The sequence below is a fragment of the Mesorhizobium sp. P160219 genome (assembly GCF_057786095.1).
Map to the genome: position 1 here is coordinate 4,755,393 of NZ_JBYNWG010000001.1, position 26,943 is coordinate 4,782,335.

General features: G+C 62.7%; 24 protein-coding genes and 1 pseudogene. 16 read left to right on the forward strand and 9 right to left on the reverse strand.

Annotated elements, in window-relative coordinates; genetic code table 11:
• From rnr to rpmG, 6 genes are all read left to right on the forward strand, one after another.
• Entirely contained in the window at positions 1-2,307 is a 2,307-nt protein-coding gene (rnr, locus tag AC3EMP_RS23165; RefSeq protein ID WP_352711432.1) for a ribonuclease R, read from the forward strand.
• The gene (locus tag AC3EMP_RS23170) at positions 2,307-2,759 is read left to right on the forward strand and encodes a DUF983 domain-containing protein (RefSeq protein ID WP_031196518.1); all 453 of its coding nucleotides are present in this window, start codon (positions 2,307-2,309) and stop codon (positions 2,757-2,759) included. Before rnr ends, AC3EMP_RS23170 begins: the two co-directional genes overlap by 1 nt.
• Positions 2,760-2,846: 87 nt before the next feature.
• A complete protein-coding gene (locus tag AC3EMP_RS23175; protein WP_023688314.1) occupies positions 2,847-3,587 on the forward strand; it encodes an NUDIX hydrolase in 741 nt (246 codons plus the stop codon).
• Between the two features lie 79 nt (positions 3,588-3,666).
• A complete protein-coding gene (locus tag AC3EMP_RS23180; RefSeq protein ID WP_023688313.1) occupies positions 3,667-4,842 on the forward strand; it encodes an MFS transporter in 1,176 nt (391 codons plus the stop codon).
• Between the two features lie 115 nt (positions 4,843-4,957).
• A complete protein-coding gene (locus AC3EMP_RS23185) occupies positions 4,958-5,413 on the forward strand; it encodes a YqfO family protein (protein ID WP_023688312.1) in 456 nt (151 codons plus the stop codon).
• A gap of 323 nt (positions 5,414-5,736) precedes the next feature.
• Positions 5,737-5,904 carry a 50S ribosomal protein L33 gene (rpmG, locus tag AC3EMP_RS23190; RefSeq protein ID WP_006201775.1) on the forward strand — a complete coding sequence of 56 codons (168 nt, stop codon included), beginning with the start codon at positions 5,737-5,739 and terminating at the stop codon, positions 5,902-5,904.
• Positions 5,905-6,313: 409 nt separating this feature from the next.
• Here rpmG and AC3EMP_RS23195 read toward each other — a convergent pair whose 3' ends face one another.
• Positions 6,314-7,687: a PleD family two-component system response regulator gene (locus AC3EMP_RS23195; RefSeq protein ID WP_352711435.1), complete on the reverse strand. Its 1,374-nt coding sequence runs from the start codon at positions 7,685-7,687 to the stop codon at positions 6,314-6,316.
• 24 nt (positions 7,688-7,711) lie between these two features.
• Positions 7,712-8,083 (reverse strand): response regulator, encoded by a 372-nt coding sequence (locus tag AC3EMP_RS23200; RefSeq protein WP_023667574.1) that lies wholly within the window; start codon positions 8,081-8,083, stop codon positions 7,712-7,714.
• A 239-nt stretch (positions 8,084-8,322) separates the two neighbouring features.
• Here AC3EMP_RS23200 and AC3EMP_RS23205 point away from each other — a divergent pair, with 239 nt between their 5' ends.
• Both AC3EMP_RS23205 and AC3EMP_RS23210 read left to right on the forward strand, forming a co-directional pair.
• A complete protein-coding gene (locus AC3EMP_RS23205) occupies positions 8,323-8,622 on the forward strand; it encodes a DUF3572 domain-containing protein (protein WP_023688310.1) in 300 nt (99 codons plus the stop codon).
• A complete protein-coding gene (locus AC3EMP_RS23210; protein ID WP_023681574.1) occupies positions 8,619-9,272 on the forward strand; it encodes a hypothetical protein in 654 nt (217 codons plus the stop codon). The genes AC3EMP_RS23205 and AC3EMP_RS23210 overlap by 4 nt, the downstream gene beginning before the upstream one ends.
• A gap of 24 nt (positions 9,273-9,296) precedes the next feature.
• Here the strand turns inward: AC3EMP_RS23210 and AC3EMP_RS23215 are convergent, their stop codons facing one another.
• Complete coding sequence (locus tag AC3EMP_RS23215; RefSeq protein ID WP_023681575.1) at positions 9,297-10,784, reverse strand: hypothetical protein; 1,488 nt, start codon at positions 10,782-10,784, stop codon at positions 9,297-9,299.
• Positions 10,785-10,883: 99 nt separating this feature from the next.
• The gene (locus tag AC3EMP_RS23220; protein ID WP_023681576.1) at positions 10,884-11,459 is read right to left on the reverse strand and encodes a GNAT family N-acetyltransferase; all 576 of its coding nucleotides are present in this window, start codon (positions 11,457-11,459) and stop codon (positions 10,884-10,886) included.
• 67 nt (positions 11,460-11,526) lie between these two features.
• Here AC3EMP_RS23220 and AC3EMP_RS23225 point away from each other — a divergent pair, with 67 nt between their 5' ends.
• Positions 11,527-12,855, forward strand: coding sequence for a DNA polymerase IV (locus tag AC3EMP_RS23225; RefSeq protein ID WP_023734461.1), 1,329 nt, complete (start codon positions 11,527-11,529; stop codon positions 12,853-12,855).
• A gap of 6 nt (positions 12,856-12,861) precedes the next feature.
• Here the strand turns inward: AC3EMP_RS23225 and AC3EMP_RS23230 are convergent, their stop codons facing one another.
• Positions 12,862-13,368: a hypothetical protein gene (locus AC3EMP_RS23230; protein WP_352842698.1), complete on the reverse strand. Its 507-nt coding sequence runs from the start codon at positions 13,366-13,368 to the stop codon at positions 12,862-12,864.
• 183 nt (positions 13,369-13,551) lie between these two features.
• Between AC3EMP_RS23230 and AC3EMP_RS23235 the strand changes: the two genes are divergently transcribed.
• Complete coding sequence (locus AC3EMP_RS23235) at positions 13,552-14,433, forward strand: DMT family transporter (protein ID WP_023695433.1); 882 nt, start codon at positions 13,552-13,554, stop codon at positions 14,431-14,433.
• A 12-nt stretch (positions 14,434-14,445) separates the two neighbouring features.
• On the opposite strand, the gene AC3EMP_RS23240 is transcribed toward AC3EMP_RS23235, so the two are convergent.
• From AC3EMP_RS23240 to AC3EMP_RS23255, 4 genes and pseudogenes are all read right to left on the reverse strand, one after another.
• The gene (locus tag AC3EMP_RS23240) at positions 14,446-15,249 is read right to left on the reverse strand and encodes a potassium channel family protein (RefSeq protein ID WP_023695434.1); all 804 of its coding nucleotides are present in this window, start codon (positions 15,247-15,249) and stop codon (positions 14,446-14,448) included.
• 153 nt (positions 15,250-15,402) lie between these two features.
• Entirely contained in the window at positions 15,403-15,801 is a 399-nt protein-coding gene (locus tag AC3EMP_RS23245; protein WP_023667583.1) for a nuclear transport factor 2 family protein, read from the reverse strand.
• Positions 15,802-15,970: 169 nt separating this feature from the next.
• A pseudogene (dnaE, locus tag AC3EMP_RS23250) lies at positions 15,971-19,498 on the reverse strand (DNA polymerase III subunit alpha).
• Positions 19,499-19,751: 253 nt separating this feature from the next.
• The gene (locus AC3EMP_RS23255; RefSeq protein ID WP_023815379.1) at positions 19,752-21,764 is read right to left on the reverse strand and encodes an acetyl-CoA carboxylase biotin carboxylase subunit; all 2,013 of its coding nucleotides are present in this window, start codon (positions 21,762-21,764) and stop codon (positions 19,752-19,754) included.
• A 237-nt stretch (positions 21,765-22,001) separates the two neighbouring features.
• Here AC3EMP_RS23255 and AC3EMP_RS23260 point away from each other — a divergent pair, with 237 nt between their 5' ends.
• The 6 genes from AC3EMP_RS23260 to AC3EMP_RS23285 all read left to right on the forward strand — a co-directional run bounded on the left by AC3EMP_RS23260 (position 22,002) and on the right by AC3EMP_RS23285 (position 26,878).
• The gene (locus AC3EMP_RS23260; protein ID WP_023681583.1) at positions 22,002-23,129 is read left to right on the forward strand and encodes an S-(hydroxymethyl)glutathione dehydrogenase/class III alcohol dehydrogenase; all 1,128 of its coding nucleotides are present in this window, start codon (positions 22,002-22,004) and stop codon (positions 23,127-23,129) included.
• 122 nt (positions 23,130-23,251) lie between these two features.
• Positions 23,252-23,821: an S-(hydroxymethyl)glutathione synthase gene (gene gfa / locus AC3EMP_RS23265; RefSeq protein ID WP_023688303.1), complete on the forward strand. Its 570-nt coding sequence runs from the start codon at positions 23,252-23,254 to the stop codon at positions 23,819-23,821.
• A gap of 64 nt (positions 23,822-23,885) precedes the next feature.
• On the forward strand, positions 23,886-24,359 hold the full coding sequence (locus AC3EMP_RS23270) for a YaiI/YqxD family protein (protein ID WP_023695438.1): 474 nt from the start codon (positions 23,886-23,888) through the stop codon (positions 24,357-24,359).
• 21 nt (positions 24,360-24,380) lie between these two features.
• Entirely contained in the window at positions 24,381-25,073 is a 693-nt protein-coding gene (locus AC3EMP_RS23275) for a DUF1345 domain-containing protein (protein ID WP_023688301.1), read from the forward strand.
• Between the two features lie 136 nt (positions 25,074-25,209).
• A complete protein-coding gene (locus tag AC3EMP_RS23280; protein ID WP_023691148.1) occupies positions 25,210-26,085 on the forward strand; it encodes a cytochrome b/b6 domain-containing protein in 876 nt (291 codons plus the stop codon).
• Position 26,086: 1 nt separating this feature from the next.
• A complete protein-coding gene (locus tag AC3EMP_RS23285) occupies positions 26,087-26,878 on the forward strand; it encodes a molybdopterin-binding protein (RefSeq protein ID WP_352596563.1) in 792 nt (263 codons plus the stop codon).
• Positions 26,879-26,943: the final 65 nt, after the last annotated feature.

A 26,943-nucleotide genomic window follows, 5' to 3' on the forward strand; every position in this document is an offset into this window, starting at 1 on the left:
GTGGCGCGCAGGATCACCGGTAGAAGCCACGGCGATCCGCGCACCGCCGACACGAGGGCCAAGGTCAAGGACGACTACAGGCCCTCGCGTGACGAAATCCTGCGCTACATCGCCGAGAACCCCGACCGCGCGGGAAAACGCGACATCGCAAAGGCGTTTGCCTTGCGCGGCGACGACCGCATCTGGCTGAAGGACATTCTGCGCGACCTGCAGGACGAAGGCATCCTGACCAAGGAGCGCAAGCGGCTGGCCCGTGTCGGCGCCCTGCCCCATGTCGCCGTGCTCGACATTTTCGGCCGCGACGGCGACGGTATTCTGCTGGCGCATCCGGCGGAGGCCGTCGGCACCGGCGAACCGCCCGTCGTCTCGATCCGCGTCTCGCGCGGCGGCAATGGCCCGCAGCCTGGCATTGGCGACCGTGTGCTGGCCAAGACCTTCCCGACCGACGAGGCGACCGGGCCTGCCTATACGGGCCGCGTAATGAAGATTTTCGAGAAGCGGACAGATGCCGTGCTGGGCGTCTTCCGGATCCTGAGGGACGGCACCTTCCGCATCGAGCCGGTCGAACGTCGCCAGCCCGAACTGATCGTCGACAAGGAATTCCAGAACGGCGCCAGGAACGGCGACCTTGTCGAGGTCGAGCCCGCGCGGGCCTCCCGGTATGGTTTGCCGCGCGCAAAAGTGCTGGCGGTGCTGGGCTCGCTGACCAGCGAAAAGGCGGTCTCGATGATCGCCATCCACGCGCACGACATTCCGCATATCTTCCCGGCCGACGTCATCGCCGAATCCGAGGCGGTAAAACCGGCGACGCTTGCTCACCGCGAGGACTGGCGCGACCTGCCGCTGGTGACCATCGACCCGGCCGACGCCAAGGACCATGACGACGCCGTCTTCGCCACGCCCGACCTCGACGAGAAGAACCCCGGCGGCGTGATCGCCACGGTGGCGATCGCCGATGTTGCAGCCTATGTCCGCTATGGCACCGCACTCGATCGCGAGGCGCTGAAACGCGGCAATTCTGTCTATTTCCCCGACCGCGTCGTGCCGATGCTGCCAGAGCGCATCTCCAACGACCTGTGCTCGCTGCGCGAAGGCCAGGACCGTCCCGCGCTTGCCGTGCGCATGATTTTTGCCGCCGATGGCCGCAAGCTGCGTCACACCTTCCACCGCGTCATGATGAAATCGGCGGCAAAGCTCGCCTATCCGCAGGCCCAGGCCGCGATAGACGGCCTTCCTGACGACAAGACCGGCCCGATCCTCGATACGGTGCTGAAGCCGCTGTGGGACGCCTACGCCATCCTGAAGCGCGGCCGCGATGGCCGCCAGCCGCTCGAGCTTGATCTGCCGGAGCGCAAGATCCTGCTCAAGCCGGACGGCACCGTCGACCGCGTCATCGTCCCGGAGCGGCTCGACGCCCACAAGCTGATCGAAGAATTCATGATCCAGGCCAATGTCGCCGCCGCCGAAACGCTGGAAGCGAAGAAGCAGGCGCTGGTCTACCGGGTCCACGATGCGCCGTCGCTGGCCAAGCAGGAATCGCTGCGCGAGTTCCTGCAGACGCTCGGCCTGTCGCTGGCGCGTGGCGCGCAGATGCGACCCGCCCAGTTCAACGGCATTCTCGAGCGCGTGCGTGGCGCCGACAATGAGGGGCTGGTCAACGAAGTGGTGCTGCGCTCGCAGAGTCAGGCCGAATATTCGCCCAAGAACATCGGCCATTTCGGCCTCAACCTGAAGCGCTACGCGCATTTCACCTCGCCGATCCGCCGCTATGCCGATCTGATCGTGCATCGCGGGCTGATTGCCGCACTTGGGCTCGGCCCTGGCGGGCTGACGCAGGACGAAGAGACGCGGCTGGAAGACGTCGCGGTGCTGATCTCCGGCACCGAGCGCCGCGCCATGGCGGCCGAGCGCGACACCGTCGACCGGCTGATCGCTGCCTACCTCGCCGAGCGCATCGACGACCGCTTCGACGCCCGCATTTCGGGCGTCACCAAATCGGGACTATTTGTCCAATTGCCGCAGTTTGGCGCAGATGGCTTCATCCCGGTGTCAAGTCTGGATGGCGATTACTATATATATGACGAAACCGCGCGATCGCTGTTCGGAGAACGCACCGGCAAGGGCTATCAGCTTGCCGACCGCGTCGAGGTTCGCCTGATCGAGGTGGCGCCTATGGCCGGCGCGATGCGTTTCGAGATGCTGACCGACCCGAAGCCCCTGCCCGGCTCCAAACGGTCGTTTCACAAGGCAAAAGGCCGCGCCCGCGCGTCGCAATCGCGCCCGGGGTCGCGCGGCAGGAGACGATAATGGCAAGCGAAATGGGAATCCAGAAGCAGGTTTTCGGCGGCGAACATCATTCGGGCCGAGTCGCCCGCCCGCTGTGGACGGCGATGAAGCGCGGCGCCCTTGGCCGCTGCCCGTATTGCGGCGAAGGCAGGTTATTCGCCGGCTTCACCAAAAGCGTCGACAAATGCGCCGCGTGCGGTGAGGAGTTCCACCACCACCGCGCCGACGACCTGCCCGCTTATCTCGTCATCGTCATCGTCGGCCACATCGTTCTCGGCGCCTTCATGGGCGTCGAGGCGACGTCGACGCTCTCCATGTGGCAGCACATCGCCATTTGGGTGCCGTTGACCATCGTGCTGTCGGTCGCTCTGCTGCAACCGGTCAAGGGCGCCGTCATCGGACTGCAATGGGCGCTCTATATGCACGGCTTCGGCGGCGAAAAAGACGGCACCGAGCCGCATCCCGGAACCTAGTTTGCGTCAGGGCAATGTCGCCTGGCGCAACATGCCGACCGTGAAAGGCCACTTTCGTTTGCCAGAAGTTTCCGCTAGGTCCTGCGCATGGAAGGTATGACCAAGGCGGAAGTCAGCAGGATGGACCGTGGCGCAGCCGCCCACAGCGGCCTGCCCATACGCCCGCGCGATGCCGCCACCCTGATCCTGCTCGACCGCGAGGGCGACGAGATTCTGGTGCTGATGGGCCGGCGCCATGCAGGCCACGCCTTCATGCCCGGCAAGTTCGTCTTTCCCGGCGGCCGCACCGATTCGGCCGACAGCCGCATTGCCGTTGCCACCCCATTGCTTCCGGAGGAAGAAGCCAGGCTGACCGCCGGCGTCGGCCGCATCAGCCCGTCGCGGGCCCGTGCCATCGCGCTCTCGGCCATCCGCGAGACTTATGAGGAAGCCGGCCTGCTCATCGGCCACAAAGGCTCGTTCGCAACCGACAAACGCGACTGGCAGGGCTTTGTCGAGCACGGCGTCCAGCCTTCGCTGGCGCCGCTGCGCTTCATTGCCCGCGCCATCACCCCGCCCAATCGCGTGCGTCGTTTCGACACCCGCTTCTTCAGCGCCTGGCGCAGCGATGTCGCCGTGGAACTGCCGGGTGGCGGCCCGACCAATGAGCTGGAAGAACTGGTCTGGCTGCCGCTCGCCAAGGCCAGAGAGGCCGATATCCCCGACATCACCCGAACGATCTTGCAGGAGCTGGAGACGCGGCTTGCCGGCGATCCGCGCCTGCGACCCGGTGGGTCCGTGCCGTTCTACCGGCTTGTCCGCAACCGCTTCGTTCGCGAAATTCTTTAGAGCAATTCCAGGAAAAGTGTGACGCGGTTTTCCGTCCGGAATTACGCAATATCAAACAGACAGAGTATTCAGGCATCACATGACGGTCGATACCCAGCAAGAGGGCGACGAGCGCGTACATTGGCTACCGATGATCGCCGCGATCTCGTCGATCAGCGTCGTCGGCATCGCCATAGGCCTCGGCATGCCGCTGCTCAGCGTTATTCTCGAGAGCCGCGGCCACTCGGCATCGATGATCGGCCTCAACACCGCGGTCGCCGGCCTCGCCTCGATCGCCGGCGCCCCGCTGGCCACGCCGCTGGCGATGCGCTTCGGCGTCGCCTGGACGATGATCGCCATGATCGCCGCCGGCGCGCTCGCCTTTGTCGGCTTCCACTTCGCGCCGGACTTCTGGATGTGGTTCCCACTACGCATCGTGCTGCACATCGCGCTGACGGTGCTGTTCATCCTGTCGGAATTCTGGATCAGCACCTCGGCGCCGCCGCGACGGCGCGGCCTGGTGCTCGGCATCTACGCCACCGTGCTGTCGCTCGGCTTCGCCGCCGGGCCATGGATCTTCGCCCATATCGGCAGCACCGGCTTCTTGCCGTTCGGCGTCATCATCGTCCTGGTCGCGCTGGCCGCAATCCCGGTGCTGGCCGCACGGAATGAAAGTCCCACAATCGTGGTTGACGGCGAAACCAGCAACTTCCTGCGCTATATCTGGCTGGTGCCGACAGCTACCGCCGCCGTGCTGGTGTTCGGCGCTGTCGAGACCGGCGGCTTTGCGCTGTTCCCCGTCTATGGCAACCGCATCGGCTATTCCGAGGCGGATGCAGCCCTCCTGCTCACCATGATCGGCCTCGGCAACGTGCTGTTGCAGATCCCTATCGGTATGATCAGCGACCGCGTCTCAGACCGCCGCTATCTGCTTTTGGCCTGCGCCACGGTCGGACTTGCCGGCACCATCTTCATGCCGTTCTTCGCCGGCAATTGGCACCTGATGGCGGCGCTTCTGTTCGTCTGGGGCGGCGTGGTGGCCGCCATGTACACGATCGGCCTTGCCCATCTGGGCTCGCAGCTCTCCGGCCATGAACTGGCCTCGGCCAACGCCGCCTTCGTGCTCTGCTACGGCGTCGGCATGGTGCTTGGCCCGCAGGCGATCGGCATCGGCATGGATGCCTTCGGGCCCTCCGGCTTCGGCTGGTCGCTCGGCCTGTTCTTTGCCGCCTATATCGCCTTGGTCAGCGCCAGGCTGATCCGCAAGATCTGGTAGCCTGTCCGCCGCAGCCTGCGCAATCCTGACCGGATGTCGCCCCTGCTGACAGAACCGTGTCAGGAGACCTCAGCTAAAAGGGTGTCCCAAAAAACCCGAGTTTGAGGATACGGCGATGATCGACAGCGGCTTTGAAACCACATCTCTGCGCATGACGCTTCTGCTGCTTGTCAGCTTCCAGGCCCCGGCAGCCGATGTCGACCGCATCATGGACGCCGTGGTCGCGATCGCGCCGCTGGCAATGGGCAAATACGACCGCAACGCCTATCAAACGGCGCACGGCATCGAACGCTACCGACCGCTGGAAGGTGCAGCCGCCGGGGTCGAAACCGAACTGCGCCGCCGCCCCGGCACCGTCGAGGTCTCGTTCGAGTTGCCCGACGACCAGGTGCTCGCCGCCCGCGTCGTCGAGGCAATTTTCCAGGCGCATTCCTACCAGGAGCCGGTGATCCGCATCCAGCCAATCCTCGCCAGCCGCTCCAAGGGCCTGGACGACCGCGCCAATCCGAATCGCTGGTGGAACACGACCGGGGACTGGAAGAAAGCGCTTCCAGTTAAGGAAGAAGCCTAGAAATCCGGCCCCGCTGAGGGCGAGCAACAGCGACCTTACCTTCTCTCCTTGTGGGGTGAGAAGCGGCCTCGTAGCGGACGAAAAGCCAATTGCTTGGCTTTTCAAGATTCGAACGCCCTGAGCCTCAGCCTCCATCGAGCCGGTGATAAAACCGGACAACCATGTGCTACCTAATCCGGACAACTCATGTGCTTACGACACAGGCAAGGCGTTGGGCTTGACTTTCCGGGCACGTTCTTTATGTGTCGCGCCAAGTTTCCCGCGTCCGGGTGTTTTCCCCCGCTCCAGCGGCCAAAACCCCACGAACATAACGGACTGATACAATGGCCAAAGCCGCAAACATCAAGATCAAGCTTCTGTCGACCGCCGACACCGGTTTCTTCTACGTGACCAGCAAGAACAGCCGTACCAAGACCGACAAGCTGTCGTTCCGCAAATACGACCCGGTCGCCAAGAAGCATGTCGAGTTCAAGGAAACCAAGATCAAGTAATCTGGTTTTCATACGCTCTGTCAAAAGCGCCGCCCCTTCGGGCGGCGTTTTTGATTCAAGGCCCCGAAAAGCCAGAACCCTCCGCTGTTTGGCGCGAAGTGCTCATCTCATTTTTTGGCAAAAAAGGGGGCCGGTCGGCGTATGGCAGCGGTACGAGGAGGCCACTATGTGCCAGCGCCGGCCGGCCGACCCCACGGACCCAGGAGATGCGGCGGACCTGAGCATCATGGGGTATTCGGCGAAGCGATGCGGCTGTCTACCCTCGTGCCCGCATCGCCCTTGTTCTTGCACCGCACATTTGCGCAACAATGTTTGAAAATCAATAGTTTCTTAACCAAGCCTGCCGAATCGCTTGGATTAAGGTAAATTCCTAACCCTGTCCGATTGACTGCATAATCGGTGGCCTAGCCTACGCTGCCTTGGCGACGACCCGGTTGCGGCCGCCACTTTTGGCTTCGTAGAGCGCCACGTCGGCACGTTTCATCAACGCCGCGACCGTGTCCGCGCCCTTCAGAACCGATGACACGCCGACGCTGACCGTGACTTCGATCGCCTTGCCTTCAGGGCCGATGGCAAAGGGCAGCTGGGCGATTTCGGCGCGAATGCGCTCGGCAACCTTCTCCGCCACCGCGCCGTCCGTGTCCGGCATCACAACGACGAATTCCTCGCCGCCGAAGCGGCAGGCAAGGTCGATGCCCCTGACGTTCTTGCGCAGCCGCCTTGCGAACTCGCGCAACACATCGTCGCCGCCATCATGGCCATGCGAGTCATTGACGGTCTTGAAGCGGTCCAGATCGGTGATCATCACAGACAGAGGCCGCCGCCGCGCCACGGCGCGGTCGAACAGCGTCTGCAAATGGCTGTCGAGGTAGCGGCGGTTGTGCAGCCCGGTCAATGCGTCGGTCACCGCCATCTCTATGGTCTGGGTGACGCTGGCGCGCAGCTGGTCATTGTAGCGCTTGCGGCGCACCTGCGTGCGCAGCCGCGCCGTCAGCTCCTGCTGGTCGATCGGCCGCATCAGATAGTCGTTGATGCCGAGTTCGAGGCCTCTGATGATGCGGCCCTCCTCGCCTTCGTCGGCAATCAGGATGATCGGCAGGAAGCGGGTGCGGTCGAGCGAACGCAATTGCGAACACAACCGCAGCGGATCGAAATCGGTAAAACCGGTCGAGATCAGCACGCACTCATAGGGCGCCTCGGCGGCCTGGAAGAAGCCGGCATGCGGATCGGTGGCAATGTCGAGCTCGGCGCTGCCGCGCAGCATGTTCTGGATGCGCTCAACCGACGATTTGCGCTCGTCGATCAACAGCACCTTCGGCGTGGCGTCCTCCGACGCGAAGCTGCGGCTCAACAGCGCCTCGATGCCGATGTTGCGGGTGGTCGATGCGCGCAGCCGCAGCTCGTCGGTCAGCGACTTCAGCCTGACCAGGCTCTTCACCCGCGTCGTCAGTTGCAGATCGTTGACCGGCTTGGTGAGAAAGTCGTCGGCGCCTGCCTCGAGGCCGCGCACCCGGTCGGCAACATGGCCCAGCGCGGTCACCATGACCACCGGTATATGCGCGGTCGCCGGATCGCTTTTCAGCCGCTTGCAGACCTCGAACCCGTCCATGCCGGGCATCATCACGTCGAGCAGCACGACATCGACCTTGCCGTTTTCGCAGGCCTCGATCGCGTCCGGCCCGTTGGAGGCCGTCAACACCTCGAAATATTCGGCCAGCAGCCGAACCTCGAGAAGTTTGACATTGGCAGGGATGTCGTCGACGACGAGGATCCGCGCGGTCATGTCACAAGGCTCCGGCTGAAGGCATCAGGCATCACCGAGATAGGATTTGATGGTCTCGATGAAACGCGGCACCGAGATCGGCTTGGAGATGTAGGCCTCGCAACCGCCCTGGCGAATGCGTTCCTCGTCGCCCTTCATGGCGAAGGCGGTGACGGCGATGACCGGAATGGAATGGAGGTCGTCGTCCTCCTTCAGCCATTTCGTCACTTCCAGCCCCGACACTTCGGGCAGCTGGATGTCCATCAGGATCAGGTCGGGCCTGTGCTGGCGCGCCAGATCGAGCGCCTCGAGCCCGTTGCGCGTGCGCACCGTTTCATAACCGCTGGCTTCGATGAGGTCGCGAAAGAGCTTCATATTGAGCTCGTTGTCCTCGACGATCATGACCTTCTTAGGCATCGATTTCCCGTCCCGGCCAGGCTTCTGCCCGAAGCCCTGCCGCTATGCGCCTTTGTCGAAGCACACCAAACCCTCGCTCACTCTTAAGGCAATATGATTGACGAAATGCAAACCCGAAGCGGCAAAAGCCATTCGGATTCCACCTCGAAAACCACATTGGATCGGGGCTGTGGCTTGCCGCAGGCGACGCTTGCGATTACTGCGGAAAAGAGACTCATTTCCGCAACGAGAAAGTAGTGATGGCAAACGCAGCGTCAATGCGCGAGGAAGCGGAAACCATTGCCGTGAAGGCACTGGGCTTCGTCGCCGCCGACCCCGAACTCCTGCCGCGCTTCCTGGCCATCACCGGCATCGAGGCGTCCGCCATCCGCCGCGCCGCGGCCGAACCGGGATTCCTTGCCGGCGTGCTGCAGTTCATCCTCGCCCACGAGCCGACCTTGCTGCGCTTTGCTGAGGAAACCGACACTCCGCCGGCCTCAGTCGGCAAGGCGTTGCGCGCGCTGCCTCTTGGCGGCGACGACCATGAGCATTCGATATGAGCGACGATCCCGAGACGGCACGCCAGATCGCCGAACTTGCAGCCGACGACCGGCCTCTGCTGATCCTCGATGTCGACGATGTTGTGCTCGAATTCATCCGGCCGTTTCCGCATTTCCTGAAATCGCGCGGCTTCGGCCTGACGCTGGCCTCCTTCCGCCTCACCGGCAACATTGCCGAAACGGCGAGCGGCCGGCTGATCGAACAGCCGGAGGTGACGGCACTTCTCGGAGATTTCTTCGATACGCAGGCCGACTGGCAGAGCGTTACCGACGGTGCCGAACAAGCGCTTGCCAGCCTCAGCGACCGCGTCGAGATCGTCCTTTTGACCGCCATGCCGCACCGGCATCGCGCCGCCCGCCGCGCCCATCTCGATGCGCTCGGTCTGCCCTATCCGCTATTGACCACCGAAATGGCCAAGGGACCAGCGGTGGCCAAATTGCGTGGTAGCAGAGGCCGGCCGGTAGCCTTTGTCGACGACCAGCCCGCCAACCTCATCTCGGCACGCAACTCGGTTGCCGACGCCCATCTCTTCCACCTGATGGCCGACAATTCGCTGCGCGCCTTCCTGCCGCCGGTGCCGGACGACATCATCTCCGTCGAGGACTGGCACGAGGCCGCGCCAAAGATTGCTAGCGCGCTGGGACTCTGAGTTAGCCGCCCCCGAGGTCAGTGCTCAAGGCTTCGTTGCTGTCCCAGGGATCGCATCCGGATCGGCGTTGTCTTCCCCGACCGGATCAGGCCCCTTCAGCATCGCGCCGTTGACCGTCACCGACCCATCATGCCTGGCGTTGATCACCCATTCGATACGGCCGTCCGGCAGCGTCTTGGCGAATCCCTTAATCGCAAGCGCCCCTGTGAAAGCCTGCGAGGCCTCCGGGTCAGATTTAGCCGCCGCCTGCAAGGTTTCAACGATCTTGTCGTAGCCGGTTACGTTGACGGTCACGCTCGCATCCGGCTTCTTGCCGGGGAACGTCATTTCGCCCTCCATGGCGACCTCGATGTCGCCGTTCTTCACCGTGCTGTGCCCGAGAACGAATTTTGGTATCTTGGCCAGGAAATTGGCGGAAATCTCGTCGCCGAAATCTGGCGGCAGCGGTGGATCCTTGCTGAAATCGAGGGTGTCGATGGTTTTCCTGGCCATACTGTCGAGATCGATGTTGGCGCCGCCGAAATTCAGGTCGAGATCCGTCGGCAGCAACGCAACGGTCCAACTGGGCAGCATCTGCTGCGGTATTGTCAGGCCGGAAACCTTGAATGCGTAGCTGATCTTGCCGTCCTTGCTGATGCCGTCCATGCCGACAACGGTGTTCAGCTGCGCCGCGCCGAAATTGCCGGCATATGTTTCAATGGCAAGGTTTTTGAATGCGTAGGTCCCATCGATCCGTTCCCATAGCGGCAGCGCACCGAGCAGAAGCGTTTTGAACTCTGCTTGATCGGCCTTCAGCCGGGCCTCGTCCTCATGGGCGACGGCGAACGCCAAAAGATCCAGAAGCGGCTTGGTCTGAATGGCCTTAGCGGTCACGTTCACAGCGAGCTCCGGTGCCCGGAGCGCTGCGATTGACCGGTCATCGATTTTGACCGTTTCGACGAAGTCCGCCATCGCCTGTGTGAAATTAAGATCGACGCCGCCGTTGGCCGACTTCCTGGCGTCAATTTTGGAAGAGCCCAGCCCCACGCTCAAATCGGTCAATTGACTGACTTGGCGCGACGTCATCGTCATGCCCGCAATCGAACTGGTGCCGCTGGTAAATGCCGCCAGTTCCGGGTCATAGACGCCCGTGAACTTGCCATCCTTGACAACGATTTGCCCGGTGTTCAGGCCATTTGGGCCATTTACCTCGATGGACCCAGTCGTAGAGAAATCCGAGGCGACATCCCAGCCTCCGTCGCTGCGCGGTTTGACCCGCAGCGTGACGGGCGGGAAATCGAACCGCTTCAGATCCTGCTTCGGCATCTTCGCCACAAGCGCCTTCACATCGAAGGTGATCTTGTAGGCACCCTCCTCGGCTGAGATCTTCAAAATGCCTTCATTGAGCGCCTGTTTGCCGACATAGCGAGAGAGCTCATCGGAAAGTTGCTTGGCACCTTGGGCATCGACAGCCTGGCCAAAGGCAGGAGCGCTGAGGGCGAGAAGGAAAGCAAGCGGCAAGACACGGTTCACAAAATTCTCCATTTGACCAAAAAGGAACGCTTCGTTCGTCTGCTATGACACCAACCTACAGCTTCCACAGGACATCAACAAACGCCGACGGGTAATTGACTACAACACCAGCCGCATCAGCGGCCGTCCGGCCTTGCGTTCGACAAGCCGCTCGAAGCCGGCCTTTTCAAACACACGCGACGAGCCGACGAACAGCCCGATCGAACGCGAATCGCGCGACACGTCGATCGGACACGCCTCGACCAGCCGCGCCTTGTTCTGGCGGGCAAAAGCGATGCCGCCCTCGACCAGGCGGTGGCTGACGCCCCGGCCGCGCGCGCTGGCGCGGATGAAGAAGCAGGAGATGGCCCAGACGCCGGGATCTACGGCGTCGGTTGGATCGACCGGCGCCGAGCCCCGGCCCCGATTGTTCCATTCGGGCACGTCGGCGCGTGGACCGATCTGCATCCAGCCGACCGCCTGGCCGTCCTCGAAGGCCAAAAGCCCCGGCGGCGGCCCGGCCTCGATACGCGCCTTGATATGATCCTTGTTGCGCTGCTTGTCGCTGGCCCGTCGGACCGCCGGCGCCATCCGGAAATGCGTGCACCAGCAGCCGTAACAGGCGCCCTGCTTGCCGAAAAGATCCTCGAAATCCGCCCATAGGTCAGGCGCCAGCGGCGCTATGGTGGTGCTCATGAGTTCTCTCCCGGCTAACCGCTTGTGGCGGCTTCCGTCCTGACGTACCATTGCATCTGTTCTCTTTATGTTCGCAGCGATGGCGGCCCCTGTCAACAATCCCGAGCACGGTTTTTGCCGCGACTGCCTGACCTTTCAGCGCAGCGATACCAGGCGCTGTGAGCGTTGCGGCAGCCCTCGACTCACCCGCCATCCCGAGCTCTACCAGCTGCATCTGGCGCATATCGATTGCGACGCCTTCTATGCGGCGATCGAAAAGCGCGACAATCCGGCGCTGAAGGACAAGCCGCTGATCATCGGCGGCGGCAAGCGCGGTGTCGTCTCCACCGCCTGCTACATCGCCCGCATCAAGGGGGTGCGCTCGGCAATGCCGATGTTCAAGGCGCTCGAAGCCTGTCCGGAAGCGGTCGTCATCCCGCCCAATATGGAGAAATACGTCCGCGTCGGCCGCGATGTCCGCGCCTTGATGCAGGCGCTCACGCCGCTGGTCGAACCGCTCTCCATCGATGAGGCGTTTCTCGACCTTGCCGGCACCGAGCGCCTGCACGGCATGCCGCCGGCGGTGGTGCTGGCGCGCTTTGCGCAGACCGTCGAAAAGGAAATCGGCATCACCGTTTCGGCCGGCCTTTCCTACTGCAAGTTCCTGGCCAAGGTTGCCTCCGATTTCCGCAAGCCGCGCGGCTTTTCGGTGATCGGCGAAGCCGAGGCGCTGGGTTTCCTGGCCGAACAGCCGGTGACGCTGATCTGGGGCGTCGGCAAGGCTTTTGCCGCAACGCTCGAACGCGACGGCATCCGCAGCATCGCCCAGTTGCAGCGCATGGAGCGCGCCGATCTTATGCGCCGCTATGGCGTGATGGGCACGCGGCTCTACCATCTCTCGCGCGGCCAGGACGACCGCCGTGTCGATCCCGACCAGGATGCGAAAAGTGTGTCGGCCGAAACCACTTTCGACACCGACATAGCTGAAATGGGCGAACTGGTTCCAGTGCTGAGGGGATTGTCGGAAAAGGTCTCGGCGCGGCTGAAGAAGTCAGGCATTGCCGGGCGCACCGTGGTGCTGAAGCTGAAGACGCAGGATTTCAAGCTGCGTACCCGCAACCGCCAGCTCGGCGATCCGACCCGGCTGGCCGACCGCATTTTCCAGACCGGGCTCGAGCTGTTGCGCAAGGAGGCGGACGGGACAAAGTACCGGCTGCTTGGCATCGGTGTCAGCGATCTCTCGGATGACGAGAAGGCCGATCCGCCCGATCTCGTCGACGTCGGCTCGCGCAAGCGCGCCATGGCCGAAAGCGCCATCGATACGCTGCGCGACAAGTTCGGCAAGAAGGCGGTGGAAACCGGCTACACCTTCGGTAAAGGCCGCAACGCCAACCCGCCGGAGCCGATCGAGGAGTGAGACGGCTTAGATACGCTTGAGATCGATGCGGCTCGTCACCACGTTGTTGCCGGTTTTCGGATCGACGTCGGTAACGGTCAACCGCATTCCGTCGCCGCTGGTTTTCTCGACCGTCAACCGCGCCTTGCGATCGCCATTGACCTCCGCCGCCCAGCGAATGCCGAGACTGATCGCGTTCCCGGAACGGCTGCCGGCGAGCTGCGCGGGCCCGGTGCGCGATCCGACATAGACGCCGGTGTATTTCGCCCCGCTGGCTTTCAGATTGGCGCTGATGGCGCGCGTCACCACGACAAGACCACGGCAATTGCCGTCAAGCGACAATGAGCTCGAGGTCGCGTCGGAATTGAAGGTGCAGGACACATTCACCGTCGGTGCGTCGGTGGTGACCTTGACTGTCCCCTTGCCGGAGAAATTCCCTTGCAAGGAGCTGAGAAAATTCGCCTCGTCGGCATGGGCCGCGGCGCTTGCAGTTAGCAGGCAGCCGGCTAGCAGAAACCGCGCGAATGATTTCATCGGAATCTCTCCCCCGTTGATGTTTAAGAAACGATGCGTCCAGCAATTGGCCAATACCGGGAACCAACGCCTGCCGTTGCGTCAGGTTCCACTTCCAGCATGGCTGTTTTGCAACGGGTCTGGCCCAGTCGAATGCGTCGCCTAGCGGTTGCGATGGAAGCCCCGGCTTGCGACATAGCGCCTATGGCACCTTCCCCATCGATCCCCAAAGCCGCGTTCTGGATGGCGCTGTCGATCGCCTCGTTCCTGGCGATGTCGGTCGCCGGCCGCGCCACGACCGCGGAGCTCAACGTGTTCCAGGTGCTGGAACTGCGCTCGGTGATCGGCTTTTTCATCCTGCTGCCGCTGGTGATTGTGAGCGGCGGCTTTGCGGCGATGCGCACGCAGCGCCCCGTCGCCCATCTCGCCCGCAATGTCATCCACTATACCGGCCAGGCGGCATGGCTTTACGCATTGACACTGATCCCGCTGGCCGTGCTGATTTCGATCGAATTCACGACGCCGATCTGGACGGCCCTGCTGGCGGTGGCCTTCCTCGGCGAAAGGCTCTCCCGACCCAAGCTGGCGGCGATCGCGCTGGGGCTGATCGGCGTGGTGATCATCGTGCGGCCCGGCGTTGGCGCCGTCGATCCGGGGCACCTGATCGTGCTCGGCGCCGCTGTCTGCTTCGGCATTTCGGTGGTCATGGTCAAGTCGCTGACACGCACCGACAGCGTCGTGCGCATCATCTTCTGGATGCTGATCATCCAGTCAGTGGTCGGCCTGATCCCGGCGCTTTATGAATGGCGCAACCCACCGCTCGAACTCTGGCCATGGATCCTGCTGATTGCCTTCACCGGCATGTCTTCGCATTTCTGCATGGCCCGCGCACTCGCCTATGCCGACGCGACCGTCATCTCGCCGATGGACTTCTTGCGCGTGCCTTTATCGGCGCTGATCGGCTGGCTGCTCTATAGCGAGCAGATCGACGCCTTCACCGCCGGCGGCGCCCTGCTGATCCTGCTGGGCAACCTGCTCAACCTGCAGCGCAAGGCGCCGCAACCAGCGGAAGTGGCTACGTCATAGCACCGCCGCCAATCAGCTTCCTTCGTCGGGGATGTTGAGGAGATGCCCGCAGGCCTTGCAATGCACGGCGTCCGGTTCGTGCCGCTGCAGGCCGCATTGTGGACAGGGAAAGAGCACCTTGGCCGGTCGGAAGATCGCTGTCGCCAGCCTGACGAACAGCGAGATGCCGATGATCATGGTGACGATTGCGGTCAGCTTGCCGGCAATTCCCGGCAGCACGATGTCGCCGAAACCGGTCGTCGTCACCGTGGCAACGGTGAAATAAAGCGCATCGACATAGTTTTCGAGGCCGGCGCCGGAGCGGAAGAAGAAGGTGTAGACGAAACCGGTGATGACGAAGAGAAACGTCAAAAGGTTGATGACCGCCTGGCTCGCCTCGCGCCATGGCCTTAGCCCGCGCATCTCGAAATGCCGCCACAGCGAGCCGCTGCGCGACAGCGACCACAGCCGCAGGATGCGCAGGAACGCCAGATTTGCCAGCGCCGTCGGCATCAGCAGCGTCAGAAGGATGAAGACATCGACCCAGGATGTCGGCTGTTTCATCAGCCGCAGCATGTCGTTGGAGGCTAACAGCCGGGCAATCAGGTCGGCGGCGACCAATGCGGCGACGGTATAGTCGAGCCACAGGAATGACGGCTTGTCCTGGAGCACCGGCGTGGCAACGAAGAAGGCGATGATGGCGAGGTCGATGATGACCGCCACCAGCTGAAACCGGAACGCCGCCGGCGTGCGTCCGTGATAGAGCTTGCGCAGCCGGTCACGCAGCCGCGCCATCGCTGAGCTTTGCTGCAATCCGTCCTTCTCGGCTGCTTTCATCACCAAGTGCGTAACTGTCCCAGCCGGGGCCGTCTAGAGCATGATCCCAAAAAGTGGGTGCCGGTTTTTGGAAAAGATCATGCTCCAACAAAGGGTTAGATCATGATGAGATTTCAACCAAATCTCATCATGATCTAGTGGCCCCGGTGACCGTCAGCCCTCCACCACCTTGCCGTCCGGCCCGACGAGGCGCCAGGCCGAGGCGGTGTCGTAGACGAACCGCTCCTCCGCAATCCGGTCACCACGCCAGCGCTGCAGGGCCACCTCTTCCAGCCGGCGCACGGTGCCGGCCTTGTCGACACGGTCGAAGGTCCAGCGGATGGCGACATTGTCGCCATCGACCAGGAATGTCTGGACAGGATGGGTGTGCATCTTCTCGATCCGGTCGAGTGCTGCCTGCTCATGCGCCATCAGTGTTTCCTTGCCGCGCCGCGGGACGCCGAGATTTTCCTGCATGGTGGCATCGTCATGGTAGAAGTCGGCGATCGCTTTGACGTGGCTGCCTTCGACCACCTCCTTGAGGAAGGCTTCGACGCGTTCGCGGCTGGGCATGATTGTGCGTTCCTGTGAAGTTTCTGCTCAACGCATGTGGTTCAAAGGAAGGTCAGGTCAACCACGCCCCGCACGCTGGCCCTATCGGCTGCAATGTCAGGCCCAGAGCATCTTTATGCCGTCATGCACTGGCCGACGTCGATGGGATTGCCGTGTATATCAGCGCAGCCTAGACGAGCTCGACTTCGACCACACCCGGCACCGCGCGCATGGCCGACGCGATCTGCGGCGAGATGCGGTAGCGGTTGGGCAATTCGATCTCGATCTCGCCCTGCGCCTCTTCTTTGATGACGATAATGCTTACCTGACTTTCCCCACGCTGGGTAAGCTGCGATTAAATCGCCGACGCAGGCCCGTCATTTCGAACGAAGATGCGCAGCGCCTTCTGGATACGGCTGGCCTCATCCTCCAGCGACTGCACCGTCTGGATGCGCAGATTGACCCCTTCGGGCCTATCCTCAGCCGAAACGGTGATCACCACCGAACGTCCGGGCTCGAGCAGATCGCGATACTGCGCCAACCCTTCCGAAAACAGCACGGCTTCATATTGGCCAGATGTGTCGGAAAAGGCGATGACGCCCATCTTGTTGCCGGTTCGGGTCTTGCGCTCCTGCTTGGTGGTGACGGTGCCGGCGAGCCGGCCCGCGGCGGCACCGCGTTTGACCGCAGCCGAGAACTCGCCCCAGTTCTGCACGCGCATCTTCTGCAGGGCCGCCTTGTACTCGTCGAGCGGATGCGCCGAAAGATAGAAGCCGACGACCTGGAATTCACGGTGCAGCCGGTCGGCGGCAAGCCACGGATCGGTCTGCGGCAAATTGAGCGCCTGCTGCTGCGCGCCGAGCGACGCGCCGAAAATGTCGTGCTGGCCCGAAATGGCATTCTGCTGCGCCAGCGAAGCCAGCCCCATCATCCGTTCGACGCCGGCCATCATCTGGGCGCGGTCGTGGCCGAAGCAGTCGAGCGCGCCGGCCATGATCAGGCTTTCGAAGACGCGCTTGCCGACGATCTTGGGATCGACCCTTTCACAGAAATCGGCGAGATTCTTGAACGGCTTTTCGCCGCGCATGGCGACGATGTGCTCGACCGCAGCGTCGCCGACGCCCTTGAGGGCCGCCAGCGAATAGTAAATGCGGTTCTCGCCGACCTCGAAATTGCGGAAGCTGGTCATCACCGACGGCGCCACCACCTCGATGCCGAGACGCAGCGCATCCTGGCGGAAATCGGCGAGTTTGTCGGTATTGCCCATGTCGAGCGTCATCGACGCCGCCAGGAACTCGACGGGGTAATGCGCCTTGAGATAGGCGGTCTGGTAGGACACGACGGCGTAGGCGGCCGCGTGCGATTTGTTGAAGCCGTAGTCGGCGAACTTGGCCAGAAGGTCGAAGATGAAGTCGGCCTGCGGCTTGCCGACGCCGCGTTCGACCGCACCGGTGACGAAACGCTCGCGCTGCTTGTCCATTTCGGCGCGGATCTTCTTGCCCATCGCGCGACGCAGCAGATCGGCTTCGCCGAGCGAATAGCCCGACAGTTCCTGCGCGATCTGCATCACCTGTTCCTGGTAGACGATGACGCCTTGCGTCTCCTTCACCAGATGGTCGATCTTGGGATGGATCGATGCCATCTCCTCTTCGCCATGCTTTCTGGCGTTGTAGGTCGGGATGTTCTCCATCGGGCCGGGACGGTAGAGCGCCACCAGCGCGATGATGTCCTCGATGCAGTCGGGCCGCATGCCGATCAGCGCCTTGCGCATGCCGGCACTTTCCACCTGGAACACACCGACCACTTCGCCGCGCGACAGCATGGCGTAGGTTTCAGGATCGTCGAGCGGGATCGTCGCCAGGTCGATCTCGATGCCGCGCCGGCGGATCAGCTTCACCGCCGTCTCCAGCACCGTCAGCGTCTTCAGGCCGAGGAAGTCGAATTTTACGAGCCCGGCCTGCTCGACATATTTCATGTTGAACTGGGTGACCGGCATGTCGGAGCGCGGATCGCGGTACATCGGCACCAGTTCCGACAAGGGCCGGTCGCCGATGACGATGCCGGCGGCGTGCGTCGAAGCGTGGCGGTAGAGCCCTTCCAGCTTTTGCGCCATATCGAGCAGCGTCTGCACGATCGGCTCCTTCTCGGCCTCCTCGGCAAAGCGCGGCTCGTTGGCGATGGCATCCGCCAGCTTGACCGGATTGGCCGGGTTCTGCGGCACCATTTTGGAGAGCTTGTCGACTTGGCCGTAAGGCATTTGCAGCACGCGGCCGACGTCGCGCAGCACCGCGCGCGCCTGCAGCGTACCGAAGGTGATGATTTGTCCCACCTGGTCGCGGCCATATTTCTGCTGGACGTAGCGGATGACCTCTTCGCGCCGATCCTGGCAGAAGTCGATGTCGAAGTCGGGCATCGACACGCGGTCCGGATTGAGGAAGCGCTCGAACAGCAGCGAGAAGCGCAGCGGATCGATATCGGTGATGGTGGTGGAATAAGCGACCAGCGATCCGGCGCCCGAACCACGGCCCGGCCCGACCGGAATGCCTTGCGCCTTCGCCCATTTGATGAAGTCGGCCACGATCAGGAAGTAACCGGGAAATTTCATCTTCTCGATGATGGAGAGCTCGAAATCGAGCCGCTCGCGGTATTGTTCGACCGTGTAGCCGGCGGTGGGTCCATGCGCCGCCAGCCGGGCGTCGAGACCTTCATGGGCCTGCCGGCGCAGTTCATCGGCCTCCGCTTTCAGCGCCACCTCATTGTCGGCGACATCGCCGCCGGTAAAGCGTGGCAGGATCGGATTGCGGGTCTTGGGATAATAGGAACAGCGCAGCGCGATCTCGACGGTGTTGTCGATCGCTTCCGGCAGGTCGGCGAACAGCCGCGCCATATCCGCCTGGCTGCGCAGGAAATTGTCCGAAGTCAGCCGGCGACGGTTGTCGGCGGCAACCACCGAACCCTCGGCAATGGCGATCAGAGCATCATGCGCGTCATAGTCGTCGCGGGCGGCGAAGAACGCCTCATTCGTGGCGACCAGCGGCAGATCATGGATATAGGCAAGGTCGACCGATGATTTCTCGATAGCGCGGTCATAACCGGAAACACGGTCCAGCTCGACATAGAGCCGGTCGCCGAACAGCGCCTTGAGTGCCAGAAGCCGCGTCTCGGCAAGATCTCGGCGATCCTCCTTCAGCGCCCGGCCGATCGGGCCGCGCGGCCCGCCGCTGAGGCAGATCAGGCCATCGCTATGGCCTTCCAGCATTGCTGACGTCAGATGCACGGGCTCGCCCGGCGGCGTCTCCAGATAGACTTGGCTGACCAGCCTGACGAGGTTGCTGTAGCCGGCCTCGGTGGCGGCGAGCAGCACCACGGCGTGCATCTCCGGACCATGGCGGCGGCGGTCGCGCTGCGCGTCGCTGGTCTCGCCGGAAAAGGCGAGATCGATCTGGCAACCGATAATCGGCTGGATGCCTTCCTTCACCGCCTTCTGGGCAAATTCCAGCGCGCCGAACAGATTGTTTGTGTCGGTGACTGCGATTGCCGGGCACTCGTCCTTGACGGCATGACCGACAACGGCGGCGACCTGCAAGGCGCCCTCGAGCAGCGAATACGCCGAATGCACCCGCAGATGGATGAACGGCCGCGCCGGCGCCTCCGGGCGCGCAGCAGCGAGCGCTGCTTCGCGCCTCAGGGGATCGCGTGGAAGTTTGTCATCCGCCATGATGTTTCAAATTGCTCGAAGGGCTTTGAGTCGATGGAGATGTATTGTCCCGGACCGGGCGATGCCAGTCCAGCACAAATGACCACCGACCACAGGCTTCCGTACCCAGCCGCACGGCTCAGAGATTGTTTCGAAATTCGAGTCATATGATGGTGGTTCCGAGAACCGGAGCGCAGCGGCCATTGGTCCGTGAGCACGGGAAGCGCAGAAACCACCTTCAGATGGCCGCCGGAGTAGAATTTCCAAACAATCTCTAGGCGAACTCCATGATCACCGCATCGACAGCCAGGCTGTCACCCGGCTTGGCGTTGAGCTTCGACACGACAAGATCGCGGTCGGCGCGCAGCACGTTTTCCATCTTCATCGCCTCGACCACGGCCAGCGTCTCGCCGGCCTTGACCTCCTGCCCCTCGGCAACCGCGATCGACACGACCAGGCCCGGCATCGGGCAAAGCAGCATCTTGGACGTGTCCGGCGCCACCTTCTCCGGCATCAGCCTTTCCAGCTCCGCCGTTCGCGGCAGCATGGCGCGCGCCGTCACCGACATGCCCTTCCAGGCGATGCGCAGGCCGTTCGGCAGCGGCCTGATCTGCGCCGTGACCTTGCGGGCACCGACAGTGCCGCGCCAGATGAGGTCGCCCGGCCGCCAGTCGGACGCCACGGTCAGCGCTTTGCCGCCATCGACCGACAGATCGATTTCCATCGGAATGGAGATCATGCCCTCGATGATCGAAGCCTGGAGATAGTCGTCGCCGAGCTTCACCACCCAATCGCGCTTGAGTGCGCCCGAATGCGGCGCCAGCCGCCCGCCCAGCCGGTCAAGCCGATCGCGGCGCAGAAGCTCGACCGCGGTGGCGATCGCCGCCAGCACTGCCTTTTCATCGCCATTGGGCACGATCGGCGCGAAGCCGTCAGGATATTCCTCGGCGATGAAGCCCGTCGATATCCGCCCCTCGCGCCAGCGCGGATGCTGCATCAGCGCCGCCAGGAACGGGATGTTGTGCTCGATGCCGTCGACGACGAAACTGTCCAGCGCTTCCGACATGGCATCGATGGCCTCGATACGCGTGGGCGCCCAGGTGCAGAGTTTTGCCACCATCGGATCATAGAACATCGGAATCTCGGAGCCTTCGGTGACGCCGGTGTCGTTGCGGATGACGACATCGCCGAACGTGCCCTCCTCCGGCGGCCGGTAGCGCGTCAACCGGCCGATCGAGGGCAGGAAATTGCGATAGGGATCCTCGGCATAGAGCCGGCTTTCCACCGCCCAGCCGTTCAGCGTGACGTCGCTCTGCTTGATGCCGAGCTTTTCGCCGGCGGCGACGCGGATCATCTGCTCAACCAGGTCGATGCCGGTAACAAGCTCCGTCACCGGATGCTCGACCTGCAATCGTGTATTCATTTCAAGGAAATAGAAGTTCTTTTCAGCATCGACGATGAACTCGACGGTGCCGGCGCTCTGGTAGTCGACCGCCTTGGCCAGCGCCACGGCCTGCTCGCCCATCGCCTTGCGCGTCCTGGCATCGAGGAATGGCGACGGCGCCTCTTCCGCCACCTTCTGGTTCCGACGCTGGATCGAGCATTCGCGCTCGCCGAGATAGAGGGCGGTGCCATGCGCGTCGGCCAGCACCTGGATTTCGATATGACGCGGATCGACGACGAACTTTTCGATGAAGACGCGGTCGTCGCCGAACGAGCTTTTCGCCTCCGAGCGCGCCCGGTCGAAGCCGTCGCGCACTTCCGACTGGCTCCAGGCAATGCGCATGCCTTTACCGCCGCCGCCGGCCGAGGCCTTGATCATCACGGGATAACCGATCTCGCCGGCGATCTTTTCGGCATGGTCGGCATTTTCGATGACACCAAGCCAGCCGGGAACCGTCGACACCTCAGCGGCCTTGGCGAACTTCTTCGATTCGATCTTGTCGCCCATCGCCTTGATAGCCTTGGGTTTCGGACCGATGAAGACAATGCCCTCAGCCTCAAGCGCGTCGCAGAAGGCGGCCCGCTCCGACAGAAAACCGTAGCCGGGATGCACGGCCTGCGCGCCCGTCTCCTTGCAGGCAGCGATGATCTTTTCAGGCAGAAGATAGCTTTGCGCGGCAGGCGATGGCCCGATATGCACGGCTTCGTCGGCCATTTCGACGTGCACGGCGTCGCGATCGGCGTCGGAATAGACCGCTACGGTGGCAATCCCCATCCTGCGCGCCGTCTTGATGACGCGGCAAGCAATCTCGCCGCGATTGGCGATCAGGATTTTCGTGAACATCGAAGGCGTTTCCTCGGTCTTTCGTCCTTCTTATGGGCTTCGGCAGCCGGGCTCAAGCACCGCCGGCAGCGCACCCATCAAGACACTCCCTGCCCGCCAGGGCCGTGCCGAGGGGCGAAGGTTGGGCTCGCCGACGACTGGGCCAAGATTTGCGCCATATTTGGTCGCCAAATCGGGTTGAAACAGTATAAAAACCCTGAAAGCCTGAAGACCAATCGCCTTGGGAGTAATTGCCTAATGAAAACCCGCGCCGCTGTCGCTGTCGCCGCCGGAAAGCCGTTGGAAATCATGGAGGTCGACCTCGACGGACCGCGCGAAGGCGAGGTGCTGGTCGAGATCAAGGCGACCGGCATCTGCCACACCGACGAGTTCACCCTGTCGGGCGCTGATCCCGAAGGCCTGTTTCCGGCAATCCTCGGCCATGAAGGCGCTGGCGTTGTCGTCGATGTCGGCAAGGGCGTCACCTCGGTCAAGAAGGGCGACCACGTCATCCCGCTCTACACGCCGGAATGCCGGCAGTGCCCATCCTGCCTGTCGCGCAAGACCAATTTGTGCACCGCCATCCGCGCCACGCAGGGCCAAGGCTTGATGCCCGATGGCTCCTCGCGCTTCTCGATCGGCAAGGACAAGATCTTCCACTATATGGGCTGCTCGACCTTCTCCAATTTCACCGTTTTGCCCGAGATCGCCGTCGCCAAGGTCAACCCGGACGCGCCCTTCGACAAAATCTGCTACATTGGTTGCGGCGTCACCACCGGCATCGGCGCGGTCATCAACACCGCGAAGGTCGAGCAAGGCGCGACTGCTGTCGTCTTTGGTCTCGGTGGCATCGGCCTCAACGTCATCCAGGGCCTGAAGCTCGCCGGCGCCGACATGATCATCGGTGTCGACCTCAACAACGACAAGAAGGCATGGGGCGAGCGCTTCGGCATGACGCATTTCGTCAATCCGAAGGAGATCGACGGCGACATCGTTCCTCACCTCGTCAACTTGACCAAGCGCGGCGCCGACCAGATCGGCGGCGCCGACTACACATTCGACTGCACCGGCAACACCAAGGTGATGCGCCAGGCGCTGGAAGCCTCGCATCGCGGCTGGGGCAAGTCGGTCGTCATCGGCGTGGCCGGCGCCGGCCAGGAGATTTCGACCCGGCCGTTCCAGCTGGTCACCGGCCGCACCTGGATGGGCACCGCCTTTGGCGGCGCACGCGGCCGCACTGACGTGCCAAAAATCGTCGACTGGTACATGGACGGCAAGATCCAGATCGACCCGATGATCACCCATTTGCTGAAGCTGGAAGACATCAACAAGGGCTTCGACCTTATGCATGAGGGCAAGTCGATCAGGAGCGTCGTCGTTTACTAAGTGCGATCAGCAAAAGTGGCGCCCGGTTTTGCGTCCGATCGCACACCAAACGGAGGAAGAACAAGCCGCCGACCGAAGGGCCAGCGACTGAAGTTGCACAGGTTCAACAAGGGAGGAAGATAATGCCTGAGAAACTGCATCCGAAAATCGACAATGGCCTGCCGAAGGAAAGCGCAAGCTTTGCCGGCGGCACGCTGGTCTGTGCCTGCACCAGCAAGCCGGTGAAGGTGAAGGTCAAGGGCCAGATCGCCCACAACCATGCCTGTGGCTGCACCAAATGCTGGAAGCCAGACGGCGCGGTGTTCTCGGTCGTGGCGGTCGCCGGCACCGGCGATGTCACCGTGACCGAGAATGCCGACAAGCTGAAGGTGGTCGACCCCTCGGCGCTGATCCAGCGCCATGCCTGCACCGGTTGCGGCGTCCACATGCACGGACCGGTCGAGCGCGACCATCCGTTCAAGGGTCTGTCCTTCATCCATCCCGAGCGCTTCCAGGAAGACGGCTGGTCACCGCCGGGCTTCACCGCTTTCGTTTCGTCGATCATCGAATCCGGTGTCGACCCCAAGCGCATGGACGGCATCCGCGGCCAGTTGAAGTCGATGGGCCTCGAGCCCTATGACTGTCTCAACCCCGGCCTGATGGATTACATTGCCACCTGGACGGCGAAGAAGTCGGGCGCGCGGCCGGCCTGACAGTACGAGATTTCTGGCATGGGGCCGGGTAACATGCCGGCCCCATGTCCGTTTTGGAGAGATAATGCCGGCACCCGCCATCTACGTCGACGCCGATGCCTGCCCGGTGAAAGCCGAGGTCGAGAAGGTCGCCGAGCGCCATGGCGTGGTCGTCACCTACGTCTCCAATGGCGGGCTGCGTCCGTCGCGCGATCCGATGATTCGCAACGTCGTCGTCTCTAAAAGCGCCGATGCCGCTGACGATTGGATCGTCGAGAACGCAAAACCCAACGACATCGTGATCACCGCCGACATCCCGCTTGCCGCTCGCACCGTGGCGCTCGGCGCGCATGTGCTTGGGCCAACCGGCCGGCCGTTCACGCCGGAGACCATCGGCATGGCGGTTGCAATGCGCGATTTGAAGCAGCATCTGCGCGAAACCGGCGAGAGCAAGGGCTACAATGCCAGCTTTGCGCCACAGGATCGCTCGCGTTTCCTGGGTGAGCTCGACCGTATCTTGCGGCGGGCTCTGAAATCCGTCACACCCGACCAGACGTGAAGCATCATCCGAGGTCGGGCTATGGCCGACACATCGCCGAATAACCCCTTGCAGCGGCACAAGCAGTTCTTTGTGTCGCTAGCCGTCGGTCTGGTCGTATTTGCCGCGGTATTGCCTTTGATTGGATCGCTCCCCGTCTCCACGCGGCTTGCTTATTCGATCTCGATTGCCGCCGATTCCTTCTTCGTCGTCTTCATCGCGCTCGTCATCGCCAAGATGCCGCTGCTGTCCGGCCGCTATCTCAGCAAGAACGCGCGCGAACTGGACCTCCCAGTGCTGGGCATCTTTGCCATCACGCTCGGCATCGTCGCCATGGCCATTGTCCTGCTGTTCCTTTTGATCAATCACAAGGATCGCGACCCCATCGAACTCGGCTTCGCCATGCTGTCGATCCCGCTTGGCTGGTTCACCATCCATGCCATGGCCGCCCTCCACTATGCGCATGTCTACTGGATGGACGGCGACGCGATCGATGCCGAAACCAAGAAGAAGATACCGGTCGGCGGCCTCGATTTTCCCGGCAGCAAACGGCCGGACGGTTGGGACTTTCTCTATTTCGCGACGGTGATCGGCATGACCGCGCAGACCGCCGACACCGCGATCACGACCTCGCATATGCGCCGCGTGGTGCTTGTCCATTCGATCCTGTCGTTCTTCTTCAACGCCGTCATCGTCGCCGCCGTCGTCAATCTCGCGGTGAGCCTCGGCAATTGAGTATCCGTGCCCGCGATAAACCCGTGCCCGTAATAAAAACGTGACCGCATGAAACATCGCTTTCGATAGCGACGTATTGGGAGGACAAGGACGAGCGCGGCCATCCCAGGATCGCGCAGCCGGAGGCGAGGAAAAGATGGAAACCATTACCATGAGTCAGCCCGGCGCAGGCGTCGATGCCGCCTCAACGAAGGATGCGACGCTGATCTACCGGCAATCGCGCTGGACCCGCCTGACGCACTGGCTGTGGGCGATCTCGCTGTTCTTCTTGCTTTTGTCCGGCCTGCAGATCTTCAATGCCCGGCCGCAGCTCTACATCGGCAAGCAATCCGGCTTCGAGTACAACAACACCGTCTTTGCCATCGGCGCCGAAAACACCGCCACCGGCCCGCGCGGCTATACCGAAATCTTCGGCCATCGCTTCGACACCACAGGCGTGCTCGGCTGGTCGGGCCCGGCCCGGCAGCAAACGTCGCGTGCCTTCCCGTCCTGGGCGACAATCCCGTCCTATTACGATCTCGGCACCGCCCGCGTTGTGCATTTCTTCTTCGCCTGGATACTGACAACCACCTTGGTCGTCTGGCTGGTCGCCAGCCTGGTCAACGGCCATCTGCGCCGCGATCTGGCGCCGCGCCTTGACGATCTCAAGCGGCTGCCGCAGGACATCATCGAGCACGCCAAGCTCAGGTTCCACCACACACGCGAATACAACACGCTGCAGAAAATGGCCTATGGCGGCGTACTGTTCGTGCTGTTGCCACTCATGATCATCACCGGCCTTGCCATGTCGCCGAGCATGAACTCGGTGCTGCCCTGGCTCAACGAACTGCTCGGCGGAAGGCAGACGGCGCGCACCATCCATTTCACGGTGATGGTGCTGCTGGTCGGCTTTTTCATCGTCCATATGATGATGATCCTCGCCGCCGGCCCGATCAACGAACTGCGCTCGATCATCACCGGCTGGTACCGCACCGATCCGCCAAGGCATGGCGACACCGAGAGGAGTGCGTGAGATGGCCAAATTCCAGATCAGCCGCCGAAAGTTCCTGACGGGCGCCGGCCTCGGCGTTTCCGGCATCATGTTGTCGGGCTGCGATGCCTTCGACAGCCAGCTCGGCATGGGCGACGGCCTGCGCAGTTTCCTCGAAAACGCCAATGGCCTGACCTACCGCGCGCAACGCTGGCTTGCCGGCCGCGATGCTCTGGCGCCGGAATTCACCGAGGCCGACATCCGCCAGCCGCAGCGGCCGAACGGCGTCACCGCGCCCGACGATGACACCTACAAGGGCCTGCTCGCCAACAATTTCGCCGACTGGCGGCTGGAGGTAACGGGCCTGGTCGAAAAGCCGCTGTCGCTCAGCCGCGAGCAGTTGGAGAACATGCCGAGCCGCACGCAGATCACCCGCCACGACTGTGTCGAAGGCTGGAGCTGCATCGCCAAATGGACCGGCACCCCGCTGTCGCTGGTGCTCGACCAGGCTGTGGTCAAGCCGCAGGCCCGCTATGTCATGTTCCACTGCCTCGACACGATCGATCGTAGCCTCTCCGGGGAAATCAAATATTATGGCACCATCGACCTGATCGATGCCCGCCACCCGCAGACGATCCTCGCCTACGGCCTCAACGGCAAGCCGCTGCCGGTCGAAAACGGCGCGCCGCTGCGCGTGCGCGTCGAACGACAGCTCGGCTACAAGATGCCGAAGTATCTCTACAAGATCGAGCTCGTCGACAGTTTTGGCAATATCGGCGGCGGCCACGGCGGCTATTGGGAAGACAATGGCTATGACTGGTATGGCGGGATTTGATAGGCCTCGCATTCTGACCGAGCACGATCTGACTCCGACCGAACCGAGCTTGCCTGAGGAAGCCG